At 53.8% G+C, this 26,331-nt stretch carries 17 protein-coding genes and 1 pseudogene; 13 read left to right on the top strand and 5 right to left on the bottom strand.

The genetic code is table 11. From position 1 onward, the window contains the following. Nucleotides 1–55 precede the first annotated feature (55 nt). Together ACOQH0_RS24010 and ACOQH0_RS24005 are read right to left on the bottom strand one after the other, a co-directional pair. On the bottom strand, nucleotides 56–4,441 hold the full coding sequence (locus ACOQH0_RS24010; protein WP_421512424.1) for a SpvB/TcaC N-terminal domain-containing protein: 4,386 nt from the start codon (nucleotides 4,439–4,441) through the stop codon (nucleotides 56–58). Between the two features lie 52 nt (nucleotides 4,442–4,493). Further along, nucleotides 4,494–12,197 carry a neuraminidase-like domain-containing protein gene (locus ACOQH0_RS24005; RefSeq protein ID WP_421512423.1) on the bottom strand — a complete coding sequence of 2,568 codons (7,704 nt, stop codon included), beginning with the start codon at nucleotides 12,195–12,197 and terminating at the stop codon, nucleotides 4,494–4,496. Between the two features lie 468 nt (nucleotides 12,198–12,665). On the opposite strand from ACOQH0_RS24005, the gene ACOQH0_RS24000 reads away from it, so the two are divergent. Continuing rightward, a protein-coding gene (locus ACOQH0_RS24000) for an IS3 family transposase (RefSeq protein WP_421512422.1) occupies nucleotides 12,666–13,813 on the top strand; the annotation gives its coding sequence in 2 pieces (ribosomal slippage) (nucleotides 12,666–12,903 and nucleotides 12,903–13,813; 1,149 coding nt in all). Nucleotides 13,814–13,830: 17 nt separating this feature from the next. Then, nucleotides 13,831–14,033, top strand: a pseudogene (locus ACOQH0_RS23995) (site-specific integrase); the annotation flags it as partial. Nucleotides 14,034–14,276: 243 nt separating this feature from the next. Here ACOQH0_RS23995 and ACOQH0_RS23990 read toward each other — a convergent pair. Further along, the gene (locus tag ACOQH0_RS23990; RefSeq protein WP_045325859.1) at nucleotides 14,277–15,287 is read right to left on the bottom strand and encodes a RepB family plasmid replication initiator protein; all 1,011 of its coding nucleotides are present in this window, start codon (nucleotides 15,285–15,287) and stop codon (nucleotides 14,277–14,279) included. A 738-nt stretch (nucleotides 15,288–16,025) separates the two neighbouring features. Between ACOQH0_RS23990 and sopA the strand changes: the two genes are divergently transcribed. Next, entirely contained in the window at nucleotides 16,026–17,192 is a 1,167-nt protein-coding gene (gene sopA, locus ACOQH0_RS23985) for a plasmid-partitioning protein SopA (RefSeq protein WP_421512421.1), read from the top strand. After that, nucleotides 17,192–18,157, top strand: a complete 966-nt coding sequence (locus tag ACOQH0_RS23980; RefSeq protein WP_421512420.1) for a ParB/RepB/Spo0J family plasmid partition protein — start codon at nucleotides 17,192–17,194, stop codon at nucleotides 18,155–18,157. The genes sopA and ACOQH0_RS23980 overlap by 1 nt, the downstream gene beginning before the upstream one ends. 563 nt (nucleotides 18,158–18,720) lie before the next feature. On the opposite strand, the gene ACOQH0_RS23975 is transcribed toward ACOQH0_RS23980, so the two are convergent. After that, entirely contained in the window at nucleotides 18,721–19,992 is a 1,272-nt protein-coding gene (locus tag ACOQH0_RS23975) for a Y-family DNA polymerase (RefSeq protein WP_421512419.1), read from the bottom strand. After that, a complete protein-coding gene (umuD, locus tag ACOQH0_RS23970) occupies nucleotides 19,992–20,423 on the bottom strand; it encodes a translesion error-prone DNA polymerase V autoproteolytic subunit (RefSeq protein WP_063417392.1) in 432 nt (143 codons plus the stop codon). The genes ACOQH0_RS23975 and umuD overlap by 1 nt, the downstream gene beginning before the upstream one ends. Nucleotides 20,424–20,654: 231 nt before the next feature. On the opposite strand from umuD, the gene parM reads away from it, so the two are divergent. From parM to ACOQH0_RS23925, 9 genes are all read left to right on the top strand, one after another. Beyond that, nucleotides 20,655–21,626, top strand: coding sequence for a plasmid segregation protein ParM domain-containing protein (parM, locus tag ACOQH0_RS23965; RefSeq protein WP_421512488.1), 972 nt, complete (start codon nucleotides 20,655–20,657; stop codon nucleotides 21,624–21,626). A gap of 2 nt (nucleotides 21,627–21,628) precedes the next feature. Next, on the top strand, nucleotides 21,629–22,291 hold the full coding sequence (locus ACOQH0_RS23960; RefSeq protein WP_421512418.1) for a plasmid partitioning/stability family protein: 663 nt from the start codon (nucleotides 21,629–21,631) through the stop codon (nucleotides 22,289–22,291). 3 nt (nucleotides 22,292–22,294) lie between these two features. After that, entirely contained in the window at nucleotides 22,295–22,558 is a 264-nt protein-coding gene (locus ACOQH0_RS23955; protein WP_421512417.1) for a hypothetical protein, read from the top strand. 28 nt (nucleotides 22,559–22,586) lie between these two features. Continuing rightward, a complete protein-coding gene (locus ACOQH0_RS23950; protein WP_407365199.1) occupies nucleotides 22,587–22,790 on the top strand; it encodes a hypothetical protein in 204 nt (67 codons plus the stop codon). Between the two features lie 374 nt (nucleotides 22,791–23,164). After that, the gene (locus tag ACOQH0_RS23945; RefSeq protein WP_023327694.1) at nucleotides 23,165–23,632 is read left to right on the top strand and encodes a hypothetical protein; all 468 of its coding nucleotides are present in this window, start codon (nucleotides 23,165–23,167) and stop codon (nucleotides 23,630–23,632) included. Nucleotides 23,633–24,153: 521 nt separating this feature from the next. Then, nucleotides 24,154–24,846, top strand: coding sequence for a DNA methylase (locus ACOQH0_RS23940; protein WP_023327695.1), 693 nt, complete (start codon nucleotides 24,154–24,156; stop codon nucleotides 24,844–24,846). Beyond that, complete coding sequence (locus ACOQH0_RS23935) at nucleotides 24,843–25,064, top strand: hypothetical protein (RefSeq protein ID WP_013087144.1); 222 nt, start codon at nucleotides 24,843–24,845, stop codon at nucleotides 25,062–25,064. Before ACOQH0_RS23940 ends, ACOQH0_RS23935 begins: the two co-directional genes overlap by 4 nt. Before the next feature lie 54 nt (nucleotides 25,065–25,118). Further along, nucleotides 25,119–25,541: a DUF1380 family protein gene (locus ACOQH0_RS23930; RefSeq protein WP_126349177.1), complete on the top strand. Its 423-nt coding sequence runs from the start codon at nucleotides 25,119–25,121 to the stop codon at nucleotides 25,539–25,541. Nucleotides 25,542–25,897: 356 nt separating this feature from the next. Then, entirely contained in the window at nucleotides 25,898–26,326 is a 429-nt protein-coding gene (locus ACOQH0_RS23925) for an antirestriction protein (protein ID WP_008502215.1), read from the top strand. The last annotated feature ends 5 nt before the right edge of the window (nucleotides 26,327–26,331 follow it).

The following is a 26,331-nucleotide window of genomic DNA, read 5'->3' as shown; positions in this document are numbered from 1 at the left end:
GGTATTCTCCTGTTTATGGAGGCAGTCCCCTGGCGGGACTGCCTGTAGTATCTGGTTAGTCAGCCAGCGTGTCGTTCTCATCCTCACTGACCGCAAACCACGGCGTATAGAACACCAGTCTCTGCCAGCCTTTCGCCGTCGTCACGCTGATTTCCCGGCCCGTAGGGTCGTAGTGATGAGTATCGGCAAAGAGGTCCTGGCGGGCGCTGTCATCACTGACGTATTTCCAGTTGTCCAGAAAATAAGGCTGGTATGCCCTCACCGGCTGGCCTTTACTGTCATACTCCGTACGCCCGGACACCGCCCAGCGAAAATCCGTTTCAGCGTTCACCGGACCGTCATTACCGACAACCAGCCCGCCCTCCTTCGTACGCTGCCAGGCCTCACCAGCTTCATGTCGAGTTGCAGCCTGCAGCAGACGACCAAATCCGTCGCTGAAGCTGACGGACTGACTCAGCTGCTGCTCCGGCTCACTGTCATAGCGGTCTGTGGTCACAGACATAATGTGCGGTGGTTCGCCGCGTGGCGTGTCGCCAGCACGCTCATGCCGGCGCCGCCAGGCCAGACGGGTGATATACCCGTCCTCCGTAACGTAATCCACATCCGCGGCATGCATTTTCCCGCTATCTTTTGCTGTGGACATCCAGCTGAGCGTGTCGTAGATCTGGAAACCTGCTACCGGAATGCCTGGCTTTAGGTTTAGTGCGTCGTCAATTGTTACAGGTACCCTGAACGGCTCTTTTTCCTCTTCCGGTAAGGTGTAGCCCCGCTTCAGTCCGTTTTCCGTTCCGCTGAAGCGGGTCGAAATAAGGCGTCCCAGAGCGTCGTAATGTGCCAGCGTGACATTGTCATTTGCATCCCTGGTTTTCGAGGGGGCCAGGAAACGGTAATCATATTCCGCACTAACCTGTAATCCCGCAGCATCGGTTGTCGTGACGACCGCACAGTGGTGAGTATCCCAGTCCAGCGTGGTGACACCTGTCAGCTCAGTCTGACGTTGTTTCAGGGGGCAATAAAATTCGACAGCCCCTGCGTATATTGTCAGTCCCTGGCGACTGACATAGACAGTTACGTTACTTGTATCAAAGGGTACCGAAACGGTAAGTCGGCCACTTTCCTTCAGCAAGGATGTCAGAGCCCCGGCACTGAGAATACCGTCAAAGGCGCTCAGGGCATGTTCATCCAGATCGGTCACTTCCGTCCAGGCAACCAGTGGCGGGAAGACCGGCTTGCCGTCATCACCGGTGTACACCACGCGGGAATGCCCGGCATAGTCCTGTGCGGTAACACCCGGCAGCATCGAAGCCCCAGCCCCCAGGCACCACTCCAGCGAAATGCCACCTGTGGGTACCCTTTCAGCCGTCAGCTCACAGATATCTGTGCGGGTTGTATCTGCCAGCCCGGGGAGCCAGGTGTCGTTATCTGACAGTGTATATGTGGTGCTTCGGGTGCGGCTGATACGCAGCATCCGTTGCTGGTCGTCGTAACTGGAGTCAAAGAGGGTCTCCGGGAGCGTATCCGGATACAGCGATTTGGCGGGCTTATCGCGACGCGGATACGCAATCTCCACACTGTCAGTCGGCAGACCATTTTCATCCTGCTTCAGCACAATCTGCTGGGAACACTGCGGGTCGGCAGCCACCCGTTCATACTGCCAGCTGCGCGATTCCGTGACCGACACCATCACGGCCGGGTCACGCCCGTCCATGCCGTTCAGTAACCGTGCCTGGGACCGCGACTCGCTGACGGTATAGGGAATACCCGCCCGGTCAGAGCCGTCATCTCCATACAGCTCACTGCGCAGGAGTGAGCCCTTCAGGGCACGACTCAGCCAGTACGTCTGCTCATCATCGGGCGCCAGGATGACATCATGTCCGGTCGTGGTATCAAAGCGGGTAAAACGCGCAGTAAACCCCGGAAATGCCTGTTTGTCGCCGCGCCAGAACTCATCGGCCAGCTGACTGTCCACGGCATCCACCCCCGTGGTGAACCAGCTTACAGTACGAGCGGGAGCCGGATTGTCCGTCTGCGCACCGCGCGAAGCCATGGCCAGCGCATCCGTATCTGTCTGCTCCACGCAGGCAAACCCCCGGTATTCGCGCTCGCGACCATCCCAGGCCCCGTGACGGTAGACACACTGGCTGCTCAGGCGGTTGCCGCTGATTTCATCCAGCACCTGCGTGCGCCACTGAAGATGGACCGGGAACGGCAGGTAGCTGAAGGCCTGACGGCCTGCGTCTGTCAGTTGCTGCTTCTCATCCAGCCAGAACTGGGCCGAACTGCGGTATTCCAGCGTGGTGTCGGCCCCCATGTTGTTGTTGATGGCATTCAGCAACAGCGGTTTGCGGGTGACCAGGTCCAGGCGCCAGTGCTGCACCGGCATATGCGGCAGGGTCAGCAGGATGCTGCTGACCCCCAACCCCTGAATATCGGCAACCTGCAGACGACAGGTATCATCAAAGAAGACGCCCTCAGGCAGGGCGATGGAGATCGGTGTCGCAAAACGGTTGCCGCTCTCATTGAGATACACCTCAAGGTGGTCATGGCGGGCATAAATCAAATCGCTTGTTCCGGAGCCGTCCAGGTCTGCGATGTGCAGGCGTTCCGGATTAAACGTTTCACCATCGACATGAAAACCGGTCATCGTTACCGGCTCACCAAAAACACCGTGTCCGAGATTGGGCCAGTAGCGGACGGTATCCGCGCTGATTTCTGTCAGGTGCGACTGACCAGAGCCGGTCATATCACTGAATGCGACCAGGCGACGGTCATCCCGCCCCGGCACGGGCAGTGGCAGGCTGGCGGCGTGTGCCACATCACTCGCTTTCGACCAGAACTCCCGCTCGCTGGCCCAGAACCGTACGCTGCGGGGACCAATCAGGGTTAAATCCGGCAGTCCGGCACCGGTGATGTCGGAAAACTGAGCCTGTGGATGAAAATATTCCAGCGGCACGGCGCTGAGGGGAACAAATGAGGTCCAGTCCTGAGTCGGTAACATGGCGTGGTAGCCCTGAACACCGGCACCTGACACCATCCATTCCAGCGCCCCGTCTCCGTTGATATCCATCAGAACTGCACTGTCCTGCTGAACCGGAATGCGGGGTAGCGGCACCGGGGCAGTATAGGCAACCGCATCAGTATCACTTCCCGACGTATCCCTGACCGGTGCCTGATACCACCAGGCGCCGGGCATGTCCTGATACAGAAGCCCCGGGATACCCTCGCCGTACAGGTCGGCCATCTGCCACGGCTGATACGCATTCAGCTTATTCAGCTGCGGCGCGGCCTGCCAGGTGGTGTTCATTTCCGGCACGAAGCGCTGGTAGTCAAACTCCAGCGGGGCCAGCGTCACCGGGGTACCGTCAGCTTCGTGTGCGACCTGACGCACGCTGAGCAGAAGAGAGGCACTGGTGTTCATGTCGTGGGTCAGTATCAGCCGGGAGACCAGCGCCGGCACTTCGCTCTGAACAGATTTCCCGGCAAGGGCTGCCAGACGATGGAACATCAGTACCTGCCGGCAAAGACGGCGGGTGCGAACTTCAAAACCGTAGCCGTATCGCGAGCTGCTGTCCGGTCGGCACGGCCATGTTCCCGCAGTCGCGTACGCCGGCACATCGTTCAGTGACGATGAGCGTTCGCCATAATCGAATACCAGATGAAACAGCCACGAATTTTCAGCCGGGGCGCCGCCATTCTCCAGCATAAAGGTCCGGGATGGTTTCACGTTGCCGTAGTTGACCTGTGTCAGATAACGACCCGCGTGGGCACCATGATGCAGTGCCAGTTCATCCTTGTCACATCCGGCATCGTCTTCGGCACGCCAGGCATAATGGATGTGTTCCCCGGTCGGACTGACGCTTTCCTCCTGTAACCAGACTGCAATATGACTGACATTCTGCGGGTCAGCGACGCGGGCTGAAGCTGTCCGTCCAAACAGATGGCGCTGCCCGTCCGGGGTCAGCATGACCCAGAAGGGTTGCTCACCGCTGCTGGCTGAGGGCTGCCAGTATTCCATCCTCGGGGGCATCGATGACACCACGCGAGACTGCCAGCGGGTCACGGTACAGGATGTACTGCCCATTGTGCCGGTTCGCTGAAGTGGTTTACCCTGCCCGTCCACAACGGGTACCAGAACCTCACCATCGGGGCCAACAATCTCATCCTCGCCGGCATACTGAGGGACGCCTTTTGCTGTGCGCAGGCTGAAGGAGGGTAACTGACACCCCCACCCCATACCGAACTCACTGCTGCCTGCTGTACTGCTGTAAGACAGCGCCAGCTCAGGTGCATAGCCACGACCCGGAGAAACAGGCAGCGGTACGGTAAAAGATGCCGTACCGTCCGGTCCGGCGGCGGAAAGGGACTCTCCCATTCCGCTGAGTGTGCCGCCGCCTTTAGGTAAAGCCGGTGGCTGAATCTGCAACGATGCTGATTCCTGCATAACAAACTCCTTGCAGGCCCCCGCGGGGGCCTGAATCAGATAATGGACGGTATCAGGACTGAATGGTGTAGCGGATATGCAGGATGATATCGCTCAGACTTTCCAGCAGGGCTTTCTGACGCCCGGTGGCGTCCGGGAAGCTCAGGGTCAGCGTGCCGGTGTCATCCACCGGGATACCTTCAAACGGCAGGTAGCGCGCATCGTTAAAATCAAGCTGGAACTGGCCGCTGTCGTTCATCCCGTGAGAGACGGCAATGGAAGAACAGCCGCGCGGCATTACCACGCTGCCTCCGTAGCTGAGTACGGCACGCACATCCTCGTACGGGCCAACCAGTGCCGGCAGCGTCACGCTCACCTGTTTGATTCGGCGGGTTGCTCCCAGGCTGGACTTATAGTCGTCCTTAATATTCAGACCGGAAAGTTTCACGGATGCAGTCAGTTCTTTATCCCCATCCTGCTTCACTTCGTTGCCGTCTGCGCCCCGGGTTTTACTGCTGCTGGCCTGGATTTTGTCCGCAATAGCATCAGTTAGGCTGAAACTGCCACTCGTCAGGCCGGCATAGACCTGTGCCAGTGATACGGTACGCGTCACTTCCAGCGCCCGCTCCTCCCGCTCCATCCACGCCTTATCCATTTCCGCCAGATTCAGCAGCAGAGTCTCACCCGCCATAAAGCCGGCGGTGGAGCCGTTCCACGCGCTGCCCCGGACAAAGGTCACGCTGTTGTCGTTCAGCTCACGGCGCAGCGCCTCCTGTGCCATCAGGCAGCAGGACTGGGCAATGTCGAAGAACTGGTAGTAAATGGCACTCAGCTTGCCGCGCATCCAGCTGTACAGCGCCTGGTTAGTGAATTTCCGCTGCATGAACTCCAGCTGTGCCAGGGTATGACCCTGCTGGGTCTCCAGATAATCCACCTGCAGCTTTGCGGCCTCAAGGCGGATAGCCATCCCGGCCAGCTGGGCTTCAATCTGGTCAACTTCAGACTGCGCATTGTTACGCTGGATTTCCCATTCTTCACGCCGGCGGCGGTACATTTCAGACCGGCTCACCTTATCTGCAGCCGTCTGAATTGAGGTCGACTCCATCCCCATGCCTGCGGCCATTGCCGTGGAAAGCGCCCCCCAGCGGGATCCCCCACAGGCGAAACCGAAGATGCTCGGGGCTAAATCAGCGGCGCCGCCAATAATACCGATGGTCTGGCTGGCCAGTGCCAGCGAGGAAACCTGGTCAGCCAGTATCATAGCCTGACGTTCCCCGGCAGAAACGTTCTCATCGTAGAGTTTTGTGTATTTATCAAGGCGGGCCTGAGCCCCGGCCAGAGTCACCTTCATGGTGGCGATATCGGCTTCGGTTTCGTCCACGCTGCGCTGCTGCAGGCGAATGCTGTGGGTTATCAGCTCCATCCCCTGCTGCATCAACAGAGTGCTGAACGCATCCGCATCATCATGCTCTGCCATACTGAGCAGGCCGCTGCCGAACTGCGTCAGCTGGCTGACCAGATTGCGGGCACGCTCCAGCATCACCGGGAAGCGGAACAGCGACAGCCTGCCGGCCGGCAGGGCCGCGCCGCCCGCAGAAGCCTGCACCATACTGGACAGCAGCGCTGCCGGGTCGGCCGGTTCAGCGTAAATGGACAGACTTAACGGCTGACCGTCGATACTGAGATTATGGCGCAGGTTGTACAGACGCAGGCGCAGGGTGGCCCACATCTCCGTCAGGGCCGGGTTGTACTCTGGCAGGAACAGGTCGGTCAGAGAGTTGGCGGTGCGGGTCTGCGCATCCTCCTCGTCCATAACTTCAGCCTCTGTCACCATCACAACATCCGCCGACGTGCTGTCGTCAGTACCGGTATCGTCCTCATCCTGAACATCAGGGAAGGTGATAGCCGGCTCGATAGTCGCCAGCAGGTCCTGACAGGCGTCACGGGTGGTGGTACTGGCAGCATCGGCCAGGGATGGGGTGTTCCAGGTCGCAGTGCCGTAATCCTGAGGTTCATCGCCCATCAAGCCCAGGGCATGGACGTACCACATTTTGGCTTCTGCCAGCGCATCGCGGGTGAGTTCGCGATAGCACATGTCGCCACGGGTGACAAGCATCTCAATAAAGTCCATAAAGGTCGCGACTTTATAGTGGGTTGGGTCATTCTGGGCAACCGCATCCGGGTCAATCGCATCCAGTGGGTTGGCGTTCCAGGAAGTCGTCTCCTCCAGCGGACGGCAGTTCCAGACCCACGGAGCAATTTCGCCGTTAACGATATAGCCGTTAGGGTTCCAGACGTAGTTCATCCAGTTGCGGGCCGCTTCGAACTTGCTCTCCTGTAGCAGGCGACGGAAACACATCATCGGGACGTAGTAGAAAAGTTCCCAGTAGTAGAGGGCGCAGGAACTGTTGAAATCGAGCGAGGAGGTTGAACTATTAACAATACTAACCGAAGAGACGATGCCTTCAGGAAGGGGGTTTATTCCGGGACGAATGACTTTAGCTGCTCCGGTTTCTGAATTAAACTCAAATATTACGCTACGCTCACTTGTAGCGGTATTCGCATTCTTGCTATAAGCCACTTCCAGATGGCATTTTTCTTTCTGCTGCCATCCACCATCCGGATAAGTGTAGAAGAGCAATATAACCGTCTCTTCAGTGCTGGAAAGATATCCAGACATGATTGGGTGCCGGTCTCCTGAAGTATGGTAGAAGGCATAGGATATTTTGAACCAGGATTCATTACCGTGTACATTCGGGTCATATTTAGGGAGTGTCAGTTGGAACCAGAACCCTTTACCCAACTGATATTCTGGCAGTCGCTGGGTTCCCATGGACAAAATGGCATTGATGCCGATATTGGCCCGGGATACCAGTTGTGATGCCAGTAGAGTATTCAGACGAATGCGGTGTGCACCAATCTGCATATACTGCACGCCTGCGTCAGTCTCGTGCAGTTGAATTATTGATTCAACAGAGTAATCGACACGACGAATGGCAATAGTACCTGATAGCATACCTAATGAACGTTGGTATAGTGCAGTCGCAATGAATGTTACATCTATATATACAAGGTTTTTTTCAAATGCATCATGAGGAATGTTAAATTCAATATCTTTAAACGTATAGTTCATTAAATTAAAATTAGCCTCAGGCAGTTGGGTTACATGCTCAGATGCCTTACATATGATAGGTTCATTGCCAAAATCTATTGAAACACATACATTCTCAGCTGGAGTTTTCGCTGTTAAAATAAAAGGTGATTTGAGAATCTGATTCGACCACAGCCACCCTCCACTATTCGATTCAAATCTATCAGCTGCTGCTGCACAACTGATATAATCGTCTTTACGATCATCCGTATAGGTTTTAACGCCATCCCCACCATGATTGACATTTAAATAGGGTTCGAAAAACACGCGGTTATTGTTAATGCTCGTCAGCGATAGGTAATGACCACCATTTATAAACTGTGTATATTCAGCAGTCCACGCAAGGGTTTTTCGATCAATATTATATGCCGTTATTGGCGCGACACTCCTTTGACTAGCATCAGTAGTATTTATATCTTTACCTTCAAAATCAAGGATTTGACCATGAATAGCATATTCATCGCTCCCGGTTCCTTGTGTCAGTTTCATCGCATAAAGTTGACGCTGTACTAGCCATTGGTTACTTTCATGCCTTATATCGAAAGCAGGGCTATGAAAAACAACCTTGATGTCTTCTGATGAGCTTTTTATAGTTATTTTAGGGATTGACGCGTTAGTCATTACGCTATAATCAAAATCCCCTTTAGCCTCCCCCATCGGAAACCAAGATGGTGCTTCATAGTCAACTGCAAAACAATAGCTCGCCCTCTTAGTTAATTCAAACACCCCTTCACTTATCTCATCAAATGAATCAAAAGTATTTGCAATGACAGCCCATTGCCTCATTTTACTCTTGGTTAAATTAGAAAAGTTCCCATCAGAGTAAATCATCATACCTCTGATGTTATTTTCTTTAGATTCATCCTCCGGGAAAGAATAGCTTTCATTAACTTTATATAAATAAATTAAAATAGTATCCTCCCCCTTATACCCCGACGCAGTCAGCCCCAAAAGATTATCATTTTGCTCTATAACAGTCTTACCCAACACTCCATCGATCTGCTCGGAAATATCGTAATTCCATGGTGAACTCCAGTTATTGTCATGGCGCAGGAACGCCAGTTTCAGAGTATGCCTGTATGAGATAACCGGATTACTGGTACCATTGGTGGCAACCTCCTCCTGTTCAACCCAGACCACATACAGGCGGTCACGGAATATCACCGGGCGCACGGTATCCCGCCAGGCGTTAATTGGGGTGTCAATTTTAACCCACTCGCTCCAGGCGTTAGCGGGCAGTTTTCCCTCGCTGAAACGGGACATGTCCACGTTACGCCAGTAATACTCCCCTACAGCTTCACGGCCACGACCAATGAACCAGGTTTTCCCGGAGTCATTGTTGACATTATCGTGATAGGCACTGATGACTTTAAGGTCAGCTACCGTTTCAAAACGGGCCAGGTAGGTTTTGAACGCATCCTCCACGGTGTCTTCACTGAGCTGGCTCTGGTTAATGTTCTGCAGCAGTTCGTCCATCATTTTCGTCTGCCCGATACGCTGCAGCGGATCAACGTAGTTCTCCGGGTAGTACGCCAGACGGGACATCCCGCCCCAGGTGCTGTAGCGGCTGTTCATTTCCCAGTCGATGAAGAACTGGCGGGTGGACACATCATTAACCGTATGCGGCTCAATCCGGTTCAGGGCGCGGTTAATATACAGCTGTATACCTGCTATGGCTTCTGCCAGGCGGGTGGTTGTCACCTCTGAAGAGACCTGGTTGTCAATCAGGAAATAGCTGTACAGGTCATCATGTGAACGCAGAGTCACACCGTCGTTTTCCACATTAGCCAGGAACCAGCTGCACAAAACATCACTCAGACGTTCGGCGGTTGAGGCAGTCAGCGTGGCAGCCTGACGCTGCGTCAGCGCGGCCTCGAGGCTGCGGGAGAGATTTTTCCATTCCTCCCAGGAGGGCTGCTCGTCTGCCATACCGGAAAGACGGATATCGACCAGCTGTTTCACCACCGCCGGCATGGTGTTCAGTGCAGTGGCCACATTCACCCACTGCAGTATCTGGTAAATGGTCTGCCAGTTACCGAGTGTGGATTCAGCGCTGGCATCTTCATCCACACAGGACAGCGCCTGGGCAAGGACGGCCTCATCCAGCGCCATGGCGGAAGCAATCAGTGTGGTGGTGAGTCTACCTTCATTCAGTGCAGCCAGAATGGTGCTGCTTTCGCGCCCCAGGGTATTGAGCCACTGATGAAAATAGTGGAGGGACATCAGACGCGCCAGGGCATTGTCCTGAGCCACATCCGGCAGGAGCTGGCGAGCGCCCGGGACACTGGCCAGCACACTCACTTCAGCCTCACTCAGGCTCAGAGCCTGAGTGGTCAGGCTGTACTGCGCCAGTACGTGGAGGTATCCGGCCAGGGTGCCCTCTTCATCAGCACTCAGTGTTTCTTTCAGGAGTAAAGTCAGGAAGCTTTCCAGCGTAAAGCATCCGGCATTTTCACACCACAATACCAGGGAGGCGGCCAGGTCAGGCGATGACAGCCCCAGGGTACCGGCGATATACGGCGCAATCAGGCGCCGACGGGTAGCATCATCTGCTGCGGCACTGACATCCTGTACAGAGACTGCGGAAGCAATGGTGCTGCGAAGGGTCAGCATCTCCGGCGTCAGGGCCTGCGGATGGTCAGCAGAAGTCAGCATCCAGACTTCAGCAGCACTGAGACCGGCATCTCCCATCCAGCGTGACAGCTGGTAGAGGTACTGCACAAAAGCCGTACTGGTCGCGACCGTAAACGGCGAGACGGTAAAGAGCAGGTACAGTTCATTGATGGTCAGCCCACTCAGGCGAGCCGCCAGGGACAGGCGGTACAGAGCGGAGACATTCGCCAGGGTCAGCTTCAGGGTGGTGCTGGTAGCTGTAATCAGGCCAGACATCAGGCCCAGTTGATACAGCTCGCCGCGGGTAACGGTCAGGCCACGAAGCAGGCTGTCGCGGGCAAAGGACGCATCAACCGCATCCGGTGCGAGGCTGATGTTACTGTTATCGGCGCTGAACCACTCGCCTGCCAGGGCAGGCGTGTTGAAAATTTGGTCGAAGTGGCTGACGCCCTCGTCGCTGGAAAATATGGCCAGTTTCGCGCCACTAATTGCCAGTGCATCCGGAATGGATATACGGTAGCGGTCGCGGAATAAAAGCGTCAGGAAAATCTGCTCCAGAACGCTGTCGGTAATCAGTCCGTCGGTACCAGTCGTAAAGACTATCCTCTCCAGTTCTTCCGGTAACAGACCCGTCGCCCGACAGAGGCGAATGGCTTTGTTGAGCCTCAGAGTAAATTCTGTCTGCGGATATTCCCTCCGGATCATCCAGGTACTAAACCAGTCGGAGGTCCCATCTGCAAACTCCACCGTAAATACCAGACGAAGCTCTGTCTCCAGCTCTGCCTGATTGGCAGCAGTCAGGTTGAATTCGGTGGAAGTAATCACAGTTCCCGCAGGAAATACGCCTTCCATGGTTGCAAGAGCCGGGCCATTCTGACCAATTCTGACCACCACTTTTTTCAGGTCTTTCTTGGAACAGCACCGGGCAATAAAGCCACCACCGTTACGACAGAATAACTCGGTGAAGGTAAAGCAGGTTTGGGTTGGGTAAGACATATTCCTGCTCATCTGATAACTGTTTAATACGCCGTCACTCCCGATATAAATTGATGATAATACATTGTTTTTGTAGAAAGATTGTTGAGAGCCATGAAGCATCTCATCTGAAATATATCCGGCTAAGCCGACAAACCTCTGAACCTCGCTTTCAGTCAGGTCATAGTAATCAGCAATGAAGTCGACCTCAGTAAACTGCTCAGAAGTAACGCTGTCCGGGAAATTTTTAGCAAACAGGAGATCCGGGTCACCGCTCAGGTCTTCCTTAAGAATATCGTGAAGCTCAGGGGAGATATTGGCCATGATGGCGAGCAGGGATGAGGGGTCAGCCTGGCTCATGACATCCGGGGCTGACGCGAGCGCATCCAGTTCAGGGTCAAGCGCCAGGATACTTTGCCTCAGGGTCTCATAAGGCTGATGATACGGTGTTGCGCCTGAAAAACGGTCGGTGGAAAAGTGCTCAAGCAGTTCATCCCCGCTGATAGCCGTTTTTTTCTCCACATGGCTGAGCAGAATCTCATTGGACAGGGTGAGGGTGGAAATCTCCTCATCCATATTCTCCTGACTCAGCAGCAGCCCTGCCAGGTCGGGACGGCGGACATCAAGATTATAGACAGAGCTGGCAGAATGAAGCCCCTTAGCCTCACGGTACAGCTCAGTCAGATAGCCTGCCGGGGAAAACATCGATGCTACGGAGCCGGGTTTAACAAAGGAGGATGAGCGTGAACCAAACATACTGTCATAGCTGCGGGACGTTGCATTATCCCGGATACCAGAGCGGATGGCCTGTGGCAACTGTGGATTGGCGCGGGTAAAAATACGGGACTCAAGAATTTTGTTTTTTTTCAGTTGTTCCTGAGCTTCCCGGTAGAGATGTTGTGCCTCGCTCCATGACAATACATTTTCAAATTTCTTTCTGATTTCAGCGAACGAGAGGGGTTGAAGGGTGCCCAGTGAGAGTGGGGTGTCTTTGCAGCCTTTTGCGGCTTTTTTCAACAATGATGCCGTTTCGTACATATATATTGTCCTCGATAGTTTGCGGGCGCTAACAGTGGTGATATTGCTCGCTTATTTGGTTGTAAATATTGATATAAAGTAATTAATCTAACGCATTACGCTGACAACAATCTAAAATTAAATATAAATATCTAAAATATTCTTATAGTGAAGTTTATTCTTTTGTTTTTATGAAGGAGAGTGTGTGCAGTATAGATTTATATCGCGGAAATAAAAAAAACGATTTTTTATACTATTTCTTTTACAATCATATGTTTATTCTACACCCGCTAAAATTGGTAGTTTGTGGCTACCCGGCACAGCTGGATAGTTGATAGAGTAACGCTTTTAACTGGGGTCAGTTTGGAGAACGGAAATTTTTGTACGTTAAGCGCATTATTTAACCAATCTGGATTCGTAACAGATTGAATCGCCACAGGTTTAACAGACACCTCAGAGTCATTTAAGATGACTTAAAGAGAGGTGCATATGAGCAGTAAGCGTTATCCTGAAGAGTTTAGAATTGAAGCCGTCAAGCAGGTTGTTGATCGTGGGCATTCTGTTTCCAGTGTCGCAACACGTCTCGATATCACTACCCACAGCCTTTATGCCTGGATAAAGAAATACGGGCCGGACTCTTCCACCAACAAAGAGCAGTCAGATGCTCAGGCCGAGATCCGCCGACTCCAGAAGGAGCTGAAGCGGGTTACTGACGAACGGGACATATTAAAAAAAGCCGCGGCGTACTTCGCAAAGCTGTCCGACTGAGGTACGCCTTTATCCGTGACAACTCCTGTTATTGGCCTGTTCGTCTGCTCTGTCGGGTGCTGAATGTTCATCCGAGTGGGTTTTACACCTGGCTTCAGCAGCCGCATTCACCACGGCATCAGGCGGATCTCAGACTGACAGGACAAATCAAACAGTTCTGGCTGGAGTCCGGTTGCGTTTATGGCTATCGCAAGATCCATCTCGACTTGCGAGATAGCGGGCAACAATGTGGGATTAACCGGGTCTGGCGGCTGATGAAGCGTGCCGGAATAAAAGCTCAGGTCGGGTATCGAAGCCCACGAGCGCGTAAAGATGAAGCCAGTATCGTGACACCCAACAGGCTCCAGCGACAGTTCAACCCGGAAGCACCGGATGAACGTTGGGTAACGGACATAACTTACATCCGAACCCACGAAGGCTGGCTGTATCTGGCCGTAGTTGTTGACCTGTTCTCGCGCAAAGTTATCGGCTGGTCAATGCAACCCCGGATGACAAAAGATATTGTTCTGAATGCGCTTTTGATGGCCGTGTGGCGACGTAATCCCCAAAAACAGGTGCTGGTTCATTCTGATCAAGGTAGTCAGTACACAAGCCATGAGTGGCAGTCGTTCCTGAAATCACACGGTCTGGAGGGCAGTATGAGCCGTCGTGGTAACTGTCACGACAACGCAGTTGCAGAAAGCTTTTTCCAGCTACTGAAGCGTGAACGGATAAAGAAAAAGATCTACGCAACACGGGAAGAAGCACGCAGCGATATTTTTGATTACATCGAAATGTTTTATAACAGTAAGCGTCGGCATGGTTCGAGTGCTCAGATGCCTCCGACGGAATATGAAAATCAATATTATCAACGGCTCGGAAGTGTCTAGATTATCCGTGGCGATTCAGAAGGATAGCCACCTTTACCGGCGACACCCGGCGTACCTACTCTCCTCCGAAGTGAAAGCCCTGCTCTACTATATGCCGGATCTGCGCCATTACATGCTGTTCTCCACTTTCTGAAACACTGGTGTGCGGATCGGTGAATCCCAGACGCTGACCCCGGAATCCATTGTTCTCGACAGGTTAAGACCCTTTGTGAAAGTACTGGGCTCAGGGCATCCGGCCTGACGCACAATATTGACTGAGTGATGAAGGAACACATATCGCAGTGAAGATGTTCAGCAGACTGACCGCTCTTCCACACACCGCAGTCAATATCAATACCCCGGTAGGCGTATCCGCATATCGCAGTCAAGGCAGGCAAAACCTAAATGGGATGATGAATCAGTATAAATTGACTGTGGTATGCAGAACGCATACCACAGTCAACAAACCCTAAAACGGCATACCTCAGTCATTTTCCGGTTTCACGCTGCCGAGCGCTTTTGCCAGTTTCTGAGGATCAATACCTGCAGCCTTCAGGGCTTTAATCACTTCGTCATAGTTCTGCTCAGGTACTTCCTCTTCCGGCTCACGGGGAACAACGACTTTGCTACTGATGAGTTTCGGATTACGGTAATGCACGCTGAAGTAGGTGGCCCGGCCTCGTTTGAATTCGGTGTAATCCAGATAGCCGATATCCTTCAACTGCACCATAGCTTTGCGCACCGTGTGGTTCTGCGTGTAGATGTTAGACGTCAGGTTGAGTCTGTCTCGCATGCGCTTCATTGAGATTGGGGCCGGATTCTGCGGCAGGCTTTCGATGTAGGTATAGAGTGCCTGTGCGGACTCCTTACGCTGCAGGGCATCGATCGCCTTCAGACGCAACAGGACCCGTCTATCCATCTGATAAAGCTCAAATAGCTTGGGCTCTGCCCTGATCTCCACGACATCAGCAGTGATGTCGTAATAGGCAGACTGAACTAGGTGCGTAGTCCACCCTTTCGTTTCACTCTGAAACTTGAGGGTTACGGATGCCAGCTTAAACAGGGAGTTGCTGATCCTGTCGCGCATTTTCTTGTTAGAGCGCCGGGAGTCAAAGCCACACATTTTAACGAACTCAACAAAAGACAGCTTGAGCGTGTCATCCTTGACGCCAAAATCATACATTGAACGGATGATCCCAAGCCAGACTTTGAAGTCCGTATCCATATCGAGGCGCGATCCGGTGATCCTGACATCGGTATACCCTTCACTCCGGGCAATAGACAGCTGTACGAGCTCCTCAGTCGCATCCGTGACGTTTTTGCGGTTCGTCTTACTCCTGGAGGTCGATTTCAGTGTAGGAACGAACAGACCAAGCCTCATGAGGGCAACAGGCTGAACAGTACTGGCGCTGTTGACATCCAGCTTAACAACTTCGCCCGTTGTCTTGTTGACCTCCTGAAGATTCAGGGGTAACTCATTATTTTCCATAGCCATTTTATTAACCCGCGGTTATCCACAAAGGAAAGTATATACGCATATCACAGTCAACGGAAATACATACCCCAGTTAATACAATTGCATACCGCAATAGGTGATCCTGCACACAACAGTCAACATACCACACACCACAGTTAATGAAGACAGTCTCCGCGCTCAGGCGTAGCGGGGCGCTGCACGATCCGGGGATCTCTTTTTGATCTCACCATGATCTCCTTAAGGATCATTTACTGGATCGAAATATGGAATAACTGCCAGCATCCCGTACATATGGACAACTGACATGACACAATATGAATCCTGGTACAACAACCCAGTAATACAACACCCTGAAAGGCAATAATCTTGACTGTGATATGCAGAAAAATACATTTCATTACCCTTCTCTATTCCTGTTCTGCTTCATACCGCAGTCAATAATCTGCATACTGTAGTCAATTCCTCACCATTCAGATCCATCCGGTGGATCTTCGTTAGCTTCAGAGCGTCAGCCATACCCTGTTAGTACGCAGTAATTCCGCTTCCTCGACGCTTGCGCATGCGTGCGCACGCTTTCTGCGGCGAGCGGATGATATGACTGAAGCATGCGACAACCTTCAGGCCGATGCTAAACTGAATACGGCTACATTTTGATCAGCTTTGCAATTTTTAAGATGGTTTGCAATTTTAATGTTGCTTTGCGCATTTCACCAAGATTTAATAGATTAATGCAAAGATGATGACAAGGAACAGAGAATGGGACTGATGGAAACGCTTGACCAGTGCATTACGGCCGGTCATGAAATGACGAAAGCTATCGCGATTGCACAGTTTAACGATGATAGCCCGGAAGCTAGGAAAATTACCCGTCGCTGGCGTGTGGGTGAAGCCGCCGATCTAATTGGCGTTTCTTCTCAGGCAATCCGTGATGCAGAAAAAGCAGGACGCCTTCCCCATCCTGATATGGAAATGCGTGGACGTGTGGAGCAGCGGGTGGGCTACACCATTGAACAAATTAACCATATGCGGGATGTATTTGGCACCCGTCTGCGCCGTCCTGATGACAGCGTTCCGCCCCTCATCGCGGTGGCAGCACATAAAGGGGGTGTCTATAAGACATCGGTATCTGTCCACCTGGCACAGGATCTGGCGCTGAAAGGGCTGCGGGTACTGCTTGTCGAAGGGAACGATCCACAGGGCACAGCCTCCATGTACCACGGCTGGGTCCCTGATTTGCATATCCATGCCGAAGACACACTGCTACCATTTTATCTTGGTGAGCGCGATGATGCAGCCTATGCTGTCAAACCCACCTGCTGGCCGGGTCTCGACATCATTCCGTCATGCCTGGCCCTGCATCGTATTGAGACAGAGCTCATGGGAAGGTTTGACAACGGGAAACTGCCGACAGAACCTCATATGATGCTTCGTCTAGCCATCGAAACGGTGGCTCATGATTATGATGTCATTGTTATCGACAGTGCACCGAACCTCGGTATTGGTACCATCAATGTCGTCTGTGCTGCTGATGTACTCATCGTGCCAACGCCAGCAGAGTTATTTGATTACACCTCTGCCCTTCAGTTTTTTGACATGCTGCGCGATCTGTTAAAAAACGTGGACCTGCAGGGTTTTGAACCTGACGTCAGAATTCTTCTGACCAAGTACAGTAATAACAATGGCTCACAGTCACCCTGGATGGAAGAACAGATCCGCGATGCCTGGGGAAGCATGGTACTGAAAAACGTTGTTCGCGAGACCGACGAAGTCGGTAAAGGTCAGATCCGTATGAGAACGGTGTTTGAGCAAGCTATCGATCAGCGCTCATCTACAGGAGCATGGCGAAATGCGCTTTCTATCTGGGAGCCTGTCTGTAATGAAATTTTTGATCGTCTGATTAAACCTCGCTGGGAGATCAGATAATGAAACGTGCACCAGTCATTCCAAAACATACCGTAAAAGATATCCGCCCCGAAACTGAACCGTCAGCGGCACCCGCGGCACCGATGGTTGATTCATTAATTGCACGGGTGGGAGCTATGGCCCGCGGGAATACCATTCTGCTTCCGGTTTGTGGCCGGGAAGTGAAATTTGTTCTAGAAGCCATCCCGTGCGGGAGTGTTGAAACGGCATCAAGAGTCTGGTCAGGTAATGAACGTGACCAGGAACTACTGACCGAAGACGCGCTTGATGATCTGATCCCCTCTTTTCTCCTGAGTGGTCAGCAGACGCCTGCGTTCGGACGACGGGTAGAAGGTGTAATTGAGATTGCAGATGGCAGTCGTCGCCGTAAGGCCGCCATAATGACATCATCGGATTATCGCGTTCTCGTGGGCGATCTCGATGACGAACAGATGATGTCGTTATCTAGGTTAGGTAATGATTACCGCCCAGTCAGTGCTTATGAACGGGGCAAGCGCTATGCACAGCGGTTGGAAAATGATTTTAAAGGCAATATCTCTGCTCTGGCTGAAGCTGAGAATATTTCCCGTAAAATCATCACGCGTTGCATCAACACGGCCCATTTGCCAAAATCAGTGGTTGCCCTGTTTACTCATCCTGGTGAACTTTCCGCCCGCTCTGGGGAGTTGCTGTACAAAGCATTTTCGGGAAAAGAAGCTTTATTGTTGCAACGGACACAACAGCTTCATGAGCAAAAGAAAGCGGGAGTTATCTTTGAATCCGAGGAAGTTATTGGTTTACTGATGGATGTTCTGAAAGAGCCATCAGGTAAAAAAGTTAACCTTAATACCCGTCATCAATTTGTACCTGGTGCGACAGCCCTATACAAAGGCGATAAGGTGATTTTTAATCTTGATAAATCTCGTTTGCCTGCCGGGTGTATTGAGAAGATAGAAAGCATACTGCGCGACTTACAAAAAGTTTAGCCTGTTTAATGATACAAGCGAGCGTTATCATTAATTTCCAATATCCTTAATGCATTATATGCTGCTTCGGAATATATATATACACCCGGAGCAGTTATTCTCTGCACTATAGCCCTGTGTCGTTAAAAAGATCTGATTTCTTGTCCCACCCTGATTGTTACCACAATCTAAGATCTAGTTTCTGCTACTTTTTCTTAACTAGTACCACGGTTCACCCCTCAACCTGCATATCAGAACTCAGACGGTAATCCATCCCGGAATACTGATTCCACACACAAGATTAACTGGGACCATGGTCCCACCTCTTACTTGCGTGTCAGAACTCACCGGCAACCCCGCCCAGAATGTCAATGCCACACACCGGATTTAACTGGGACCACGGTCCCACTCTGTTCAGCTGTTTCTAGCACAATACCGATTTTGAGACGTTACAGTGATTCCTGTATTAGGTGCGTAAGAAGATTATGTTCGTTTTGTTCCTTGATGCTTCCTCGCTCACTCGCGGGCTTCGCCCTGTCGTTCGGCTGCGGCGAGCACTACTGGCTCTCTCTGAAAAGCAGAATTTATCTGATCCTCGCAACGGGAATATCTTTCCAGCGGGTGGTGTACGCAGGGGAGAGCATATTGCGTTTCATTTGCCATGCAGGCGCAATCCCTCGTCCTGCAAACCAGACCTGTCCCAGCCCGGAATGATTAATGCCATCGAGAACCTTCATCAGCTCAGCGCTGTGAGGACGTGGAGGACGTTCGTCGAACAGCTGCAGCTGCGAAACGCCGGAGCCGGTGAAGTCGTTCAGCATCACACCGGCTTTGGCATACCGGTGCCCTTCCTTCCAGATACGCTCCAGAGCCGTTGTGGCGGCCGCAATGATGTCCCGGGTGTCCTGAGTGGGGGTAAGCAGTTTCTCCGTGGCCACGTTGCCATAGTAAGGCTCTTTAACGGCGAACGGAGACGTTTTGATGAATACGGAAATATGCCGACAGTACTGGCGCTCTTTACGCAGCTTTTCTGAGGCCCGTTCTGCGTACTGACAGACGGCCTGGCGCAGCGAATCGTATTCAGTGATCTTCTCGCCAAAACTGCGGCTGCAGACAATCTGTTGCTTAGTAGGCGGCGCTTCCTCAAGCGACATGCAGCTTTCCCCGTTCAGTTCGCGCACTGTTCGCTCGAGAACGACGGAGAAATTTTTCCGGATGAAGGCCGGGTTCGTCAGGGCCAGATCAAGCGCGGTCCTGATGCCAAGAACATTGAGCTTGCGTGCAATACGGTTTCCCACGCCCCAGATCTCTTCGACCGGCTGCAGTGAAAGCAGTTTCCGCGTTCGCTGAGGATTCCCCCGGGTCAGGGCGAGCACGCCACGAAACTGTTTCCACTCCTTTGAGGCCCACTGGGCTGATTTTGCCAGGGTTTTCGTCGGCCCGGCACCCACGCCGATGGTCAGACGGGTACAGTCATACACGTGCTGACGCAGCTGCCGGCCGAAGTCCTCCAGGTCCATGCAGTGCTCAACGCCGGTCAGGTCGAGGAACATCTCGTCAATCGAATACTGTTCCACCCTTGGGGCCAGCTCCTCCAGGCAGCTCATCACGCGCGCTGACATCGAGGCATAAAGTTCATAGTTGCTTGAGAACGCGTATATTTTTTCCGGGTACGTTTCGTTTTTCATCTGAAACCACGGCGTGCCCATTTTGATCCAGGGCTTTGCCTCGGCACTTCTTGCGATGACGCAGCCATCGTTATTACTGAGCACCACAACCGGCTCTCCTTTCAAATCAGGGCGGAAAACACGTTCGCAGCTGGCATAAAAGCTGTCCACATCGGCCAGGGCAAACATCAGTACATCTCCCTCGGGCGGTGGATGATGTGCGTGACGACGCCAAAGATATCCAGATCGTCCGGGTCGGGATAAATCGGCGACCAGGCGGCGTTCATTGGCTGCAGCGTCAGTCGTGGCGTCAGCAGAAGCCGTTTAACCGTAAACTCCCCCTGCACACTGGCCACAACAATATCGCCGTGCCGGGGCTTCTCTGCACTGTCCACAACCAGCAGATCGCCATTGTAAAGGCTGCCGTCGGACATGCTGTCACCGCTGGCACGGAGATAGTAAGTCGCGCTCGGGTGCCGTATGCAGTAATCATGGAGATCCAGGTCGGACTCGACATAGTCAGCGGCAGGGCTGGGAAAACCGCAGCTGGCCAGGTCTGCAAACAACGGACGGGCCTGTGGCGGGAGTGCTTTCCCGGTGCTGAAAAGCTGCAGTTTCATCTTTCCTCCTGACGTCTAAATATACTGGTTATGCATACAGTATATTTAACAGCGTGAGGATAATCCAGATCACCTGCTTCATGAACAGGGTGAGTAACCTAAGTTACTCAAAATGCTATTTAATATCATTATGAGATATTTAAATTACTCACAATGAGAGATAAGGCTTTTATTTTTCCATTTTGCTCTTATAATATTTATCAAATTGAGTTTAATTGACGGAGCATAATGATGAATATTTACTGCGATGATGGTTCAACTAATGTTAAGCTGGCATGGTTTGAAGGAAACGAGCTGCAGACCCGGGTTTCGGCTAACTCCTTCCGGCATGGCTGGAAAGTGGCGGAATTCAGTGCCGCAACGTTTAACTATCAGGTGGGCACGCTGAAATACACCTGGGACAGCGTCAGCCGGGATGCCATCCCGACGACAAACGTGGAATACCAGTACGGTGATCTCAACCTGCTGGCCGTGCATCATGCCCTGCTGAACAGCGGACTTGAGCCGCAGCCGGTGAGCCTGACCGTGACGCTGCCCCTGAGCGAGTATTATGACGGGGACTGCCAGCGGAACGAGGAGAACATCCGACGCAAACGGGAAAACCTGATGCGTGAGCTGGTTCTGAATAAGGGCAGGGCATTTACCGTAACGGACGTGAAGGTGATGCCGGAATCACTGCCGGCGGCGTTCTCCCGTCTCGCGGAGCTGAAGCCCGGACCCGCTGAGACCACCCTGATTATCGATCTCGGCGGAACCACGCTCGATGCCGGCGTGATTGTCGGACAGTTTGATGATATCAGTGCGGTACACGGTAATCCGTCTGTCGGCGTGTCACAGGTCACCCGTGCAGCTGCAGGCGCGCTGCGGACTGCAGACAGCGAAACCAGCGCGCTTATTGCTGACACGGTCATCCGCAACCGCAACGATCGTCAGTATCTGCAGCGAGTGATCAACGATGCCGGAAAAATTGATGATGTTCTGAACAAAATTACAGAGGCAATCACTTTCCTGGGGGCGCGTGTCACCAGTGAGCTGACGGCCTTCAGGAACGTTAACCGGGTATTCCTGGTCGGGGGAGGGGCATCCCTCATTGAAGAGGCTATCCGTCAGGCCTGGCCTCTGGCTCCTGACCGTATCGAGGTTATCGGCGATCCGCAGCTGGCGCTGGCCAGAGAGATTGCCCTTTACAATAAAGAGGACTAAACGTGCCGGACGGCCAGTATTCTTTCTATCTGCACAGCGACGGTCGCACCGACATCGCGGCGATGGCGACCATCAGCACCATCTCACAGCCCCTGCGCGGTGACTTCATCCGGACCGCCGCCACCGCCGGGGCGGTGATGTACCAGACGGATGCCCGTTTACCGGCGCTGATCCCGGTGTTCTTTGACGGACATCTGAGTGCCATCCGGCTTTGTGCCGTGATGGCGCTGGTATCCGGCACCTGGTCTTCACTCTCAGGACTTCCTGATGAGCCTGATGGTGGCGTGGCTGCTCTGGCCATGTCACCGGAGACGGAATACCAGCGCCGGCGTTACACCCTGACGCTTCAGGATGACCGGAGCAGCGAACGGGTTGAGCGTGTGCTGACGGGCGTGTCATCCCGCCTGCGCGGAGAGCTGCTGAGAAACCTGATTATCACCGGTCTGGCCCTGCATACGACCGCACCGGAGCTGCCGCGTCTGCTGGCCAGTATGCCGGTACCGCCCGGCACGGTCAGCGAGCTGCAGGTTCTGGTTCAGCAGATGGCTGGTACGGCTGACGTGAGTATGGCTGCAGTGCCGGAGAAACCAGCGGAGCCTGCCGCACCGGTATCCGCTGAAGCGACCAGCATAAAGAAAAATATGCGCCGGGCATTCGGAGACTAGAGCATGTCAGTGATTAAACAAAAAGCAGTGCAGTGCATTCATAACTTTCTGCGCGCCCGGAACGTGCCTGAATCTCAGTGGCCGGAACGGGTCAAAAAGACCGGCAGGGGAATGATACTGGCAGGCGTGGCCGACGTGGTTCCTGGCGTTCTGGTTGATAACATCTCACTGCCGGTGACTATCGCGATGCAGGTCTGCTATGCCTCACTGATCGGCCTCGGGGTTCTCCTGGCGTTTGACGAGAAAAAACCAGAGGGGCGGGGATAAATATGAACATTAACCTGAAGGAAACAGTATGCAGCTTGAAGAACTGACAGGAGACGAACGTACGCTGGTCGTTGTGGCACTGCAGGCGTTGTTCCGCGAGAGATTAACCGCATCAAATGCCGTCTTTACGGTATGTAGCCTGTCCGGAAAAGAGCAGCCGTCGGAAGATATTTTTGGGCTGCGTGAAGTAGAGGATGCGCTGAGACGTATTGGTGCAGCTCCTGCGCGTTAAATCCGGCCCCGTACACTTCAGAAAAAAACGGCAGGGTGACATCTCATCCCTGCCGTCAAAACTAAACGCTTAATTTTTCGGCGATTATAATGTATTGTTTTGTGATGTAAATCACATTTTAATTTAATGTGAAATTTTCCCTCCGTTTTTTATCTCCCGTAAAAAATTACCCGCCGTGCCTTCACGCTAACCCGGCCGCTGCGGTCGCAAGGGTTCACGTTGTCTCCGTCCTCACCCGTTCGCGCCCTGCACGGTGCATTCAGCCCGTGAAGGGTTTGCGCTGCGGCTTCGGCGTCGCCCTGGCGTCCTCCGCTTTACGCCGTGTTTTTGTGGCGGCACGGCGCAAGAGGTTGCCGGATGCTGAGGACACAACCATGTTCAGACTGACCTGTATTGAACTCGATAACGGCGAGTTTGCCGTCTATATCAATCACCATTACCTGGGGAGTGAAGATGCCAGCGGAGAGCGACTTTCTCTGGGGGAGGTTCTGGAGCAGCTCTCACTGCTGCCGGGCGTGGAATTACAGACCCTGCTGGAACCTGTACCGGAGTGCGATGACTGGTGCTGGAACGACATCGCCGATCGCGTCCTGCCGTCGCGTCCTGCATGTCGTGATGATGTGACGGTGGCAGGGCTCATCGCCAGGCTGAAGCAGTACCCACCGGATGCACTGTGTATGGGGACGTTCTGGCTGGAAGATGATTTTCTGTCGCTTGATGGCAGTCTGTCGGAGGAGGAAATTGCAGAAGCCATGCGTATCTGCGACCACAGCCACGATGCAGGCATCGGTTTTAACTGGGACACGCTGCAGTTCGCTATCGACCACGTGAAGGGGCGCTGAAAAAAAGGACACCATCCGGGGAGGGGGTGTCCTGAAGCCATGCAATTCGTTACAGGTGAAAACCCTTAAGATGTTTTCGGCGCTGATAATCACATAATCACTTCGCACTTTCACCTGCCATATATCCGAATCAAAAAAAGACGTCTCCGGTCGGGGACGTCCTGAAATCAAAGGCACACATGTCAGATAACGGCGCGAATCCATTATCAGCGTGCATTCTGCCATACACTCACGTACTCATCAGCTACCAGAACCGGTCCCGAAGGATGTCGGTTCCCTCCGCCTTATTGCCGCCAGCCGGCGGCGTGTTCAACGCCGTGCCTTCACGCTAACCCGGCCGCTGTGGTCGCAAGGGTTCACGTTGTCTCCGTCCTCACCCGTTCGCACCTTTCACGGTGCATTCAGCCCGTGAAAGGCTTGCGCTGCGGCTTGCGGCGTCGCCCCTGCGCCCTCCGCTTTTCGCCGGGTTTTTGTGGCGGCACGGCGCAACAGGGTGCCGCATATCAGAGAGGAGTGTGTCTATGTCCCGTTTTATTCTGGGTGACTGCGTGCAGGTGATGTCCCGTTTTCCGGCGCGTGCCGTCGATTTTATTCTTACCGATCCACCGTACCTGGTTGGCTATAAGGACCGTACCGGCCGCACCCTGGCCGGGGACAACTCTGCCGAATGGCTCCAGCCCGCCTGTCATGAAATGTACCGCGTGCTGAAAAATGACAGCCTGATGGTGAGTTTCTATGCCTGGAACCGCGCGGATCTGTTTCTGAATGCGTGGAAAACGGCCGGTTTCCGGGTGGTTGGCCATATCGTCTTTGCCAAGAGCTACGCCTCAAAATCGACGTTCGTGGGTTACACCCATGAGAGTGCCTACCTGCTGGCAAAGGGAAGGCCGCAAACCCCGGACCGTCCCATCCCGGACGTGATCCCCTGGAAATACACGGGCAACCGACATCACCCGACGGAGAAGCCGGTGCAGAGCCTGCGGCCGCTGATTGAATCGCTCACGCGTCCGGGGGCTATTGTCCTTGACCCGTTCGCCGGCAGCGGCTCCACCTGCGTGGCAGCCGCCGAAGCCAGCCGCCGCTATATCGGGATTGAGATGCTTGAGCAGTACCACGCCGCCGGCGTTCGACGTCTGGCACAGGTTGAACGGGCAAGAAGGATGCCGGCGGCCAATGACGGCGCGTTTTATCCCGACTATCCGGAGGCGGCATGAACTACCCGGGCCTTGAACACCTGCGCGCGGACGTGGCCGCGCTCAGCAATGCCATGTGTGACGTGCGGATGCTGCTGAACCGCCTCGAATCGCAGCACCGGCACGACGCGGCAACGCTTACCGAACGTATGGCTGCGCAGACTCTGCGCCGGATCAACACCCTGCTTCTTGAAGCCTACCGCGAAGCCCTGGTGCTGGACGAAACCTTTCAGGACTGACTGACCCTGCCGGGCTGATGCCCGGCCTGTAACACCTTACAAGAGAGAAAAACGATGTACGGAACCCGCGAAGAACTTTGTGTACAGCTTGAAAACATGTTCACGTTTGACGAACCCCTGGTTCTGCTGGTCTGGACGGAAGAGGGGATTAGCGTGGCCTGCCGTGAAGCCCAGCCAGAACCGGACGGGACTGAAATCCGGAATCTGATGAAGGCGATCGGCGAAATGAAAATGACGCAATACCGCCAGGAGGGGGTAAATAATCTGACTGTCAGCGATCTCCTGGCCCGTCAGCGGGAAGTGGCAAACCGTCAGGTGAGTGTTCCGGCGGTACTCCTGTCCCGCGTCCTGCGTAACTATGAATGCGAGCTGGAAAACCGGATCGGTATGGCCTGGGAAGCCGGGCGGCAGGAGCCTGAATCCGTCAGGAATGAGCTGAAGGACGTTCACGCATTACAGGAGACGCTGGCCGCGTAAGGGAAAGAGCCGGGGTAACGCCCCGGCAACCGGTGGACATCCACAGCGAAAAGGATGTCAGTGCCTTCCGCTTCTATCCGCCGCTGCCCTCCGGGCCACGTCGGGACAATGAAACTCCCCTGAAGCTCCGTGCGGTGACGGCATGCGCCGTGACTTCACTGTAGCCCGGCCGCATCGGCCACAAGGGTTCGCTGACGCCTCCGTCCTCACCCGTTCGCACCCTTCACGGTGCATTCAGCCCGTGAAGGCTTTGCGCTGCGGCTTGCGGCGTCGCCCCTGTGTCCTCCGCTTTTCGCCGGTCTGTCGTGTCGTCACGGCGATGCCGGAACCGAGAATATGTTAACCGTGGAGGATCTATGAACCAGACCGTGACCTGTGATGCTGTTCGTCTTGAGGGTGCGCAGCGCCTGACTTTCCTGCCTGATTTGTTTGGCGGCGATTTTATGACGTCCGAGGCATCCGTGTACGCCTATGCCCAGCGTTACTGCCCTGAGTATCAGGGGGGATTCTGGCAGTTTTACCGGCTGCCGGAAGGTGGCGGATATATGGCGCCTGACGTGGAGAGCCTGACCCTGTGCAATCCGGACAACTGGTTTGAGCAGACTGTCAGCGGGGAGGTGGCGGGGATCATCCTCACGGCGCTGGTACTGAATCACCGGAGCTGGCACCACAGTAACCATGACCATGAGGAGCTGTGCCGCCACTTCTGCCGCCGTTATGAGCAGCTTATGGCATTTGCTGATACCCATCCTGAAAGCGCCACGATCTGGCGTGCTCTTGACTGATTCAC

The sequence above is a fragment of the Enterobacter sp. JS8-1 genome, from assembly GCF_049187015.1.
Taxonomy (GTDB): Bacteria; Pseudomonadota; Gammaproteobacteria; order Enterobacterales; family Enterobacteriaceae; genus Enterobacter; species Enterobacter mori.
The sequence above is the reverse complement of the archived record's forward strand: the minus strand, read 5'-3'. Positions and strand labels throughout refer to the sequence as shown.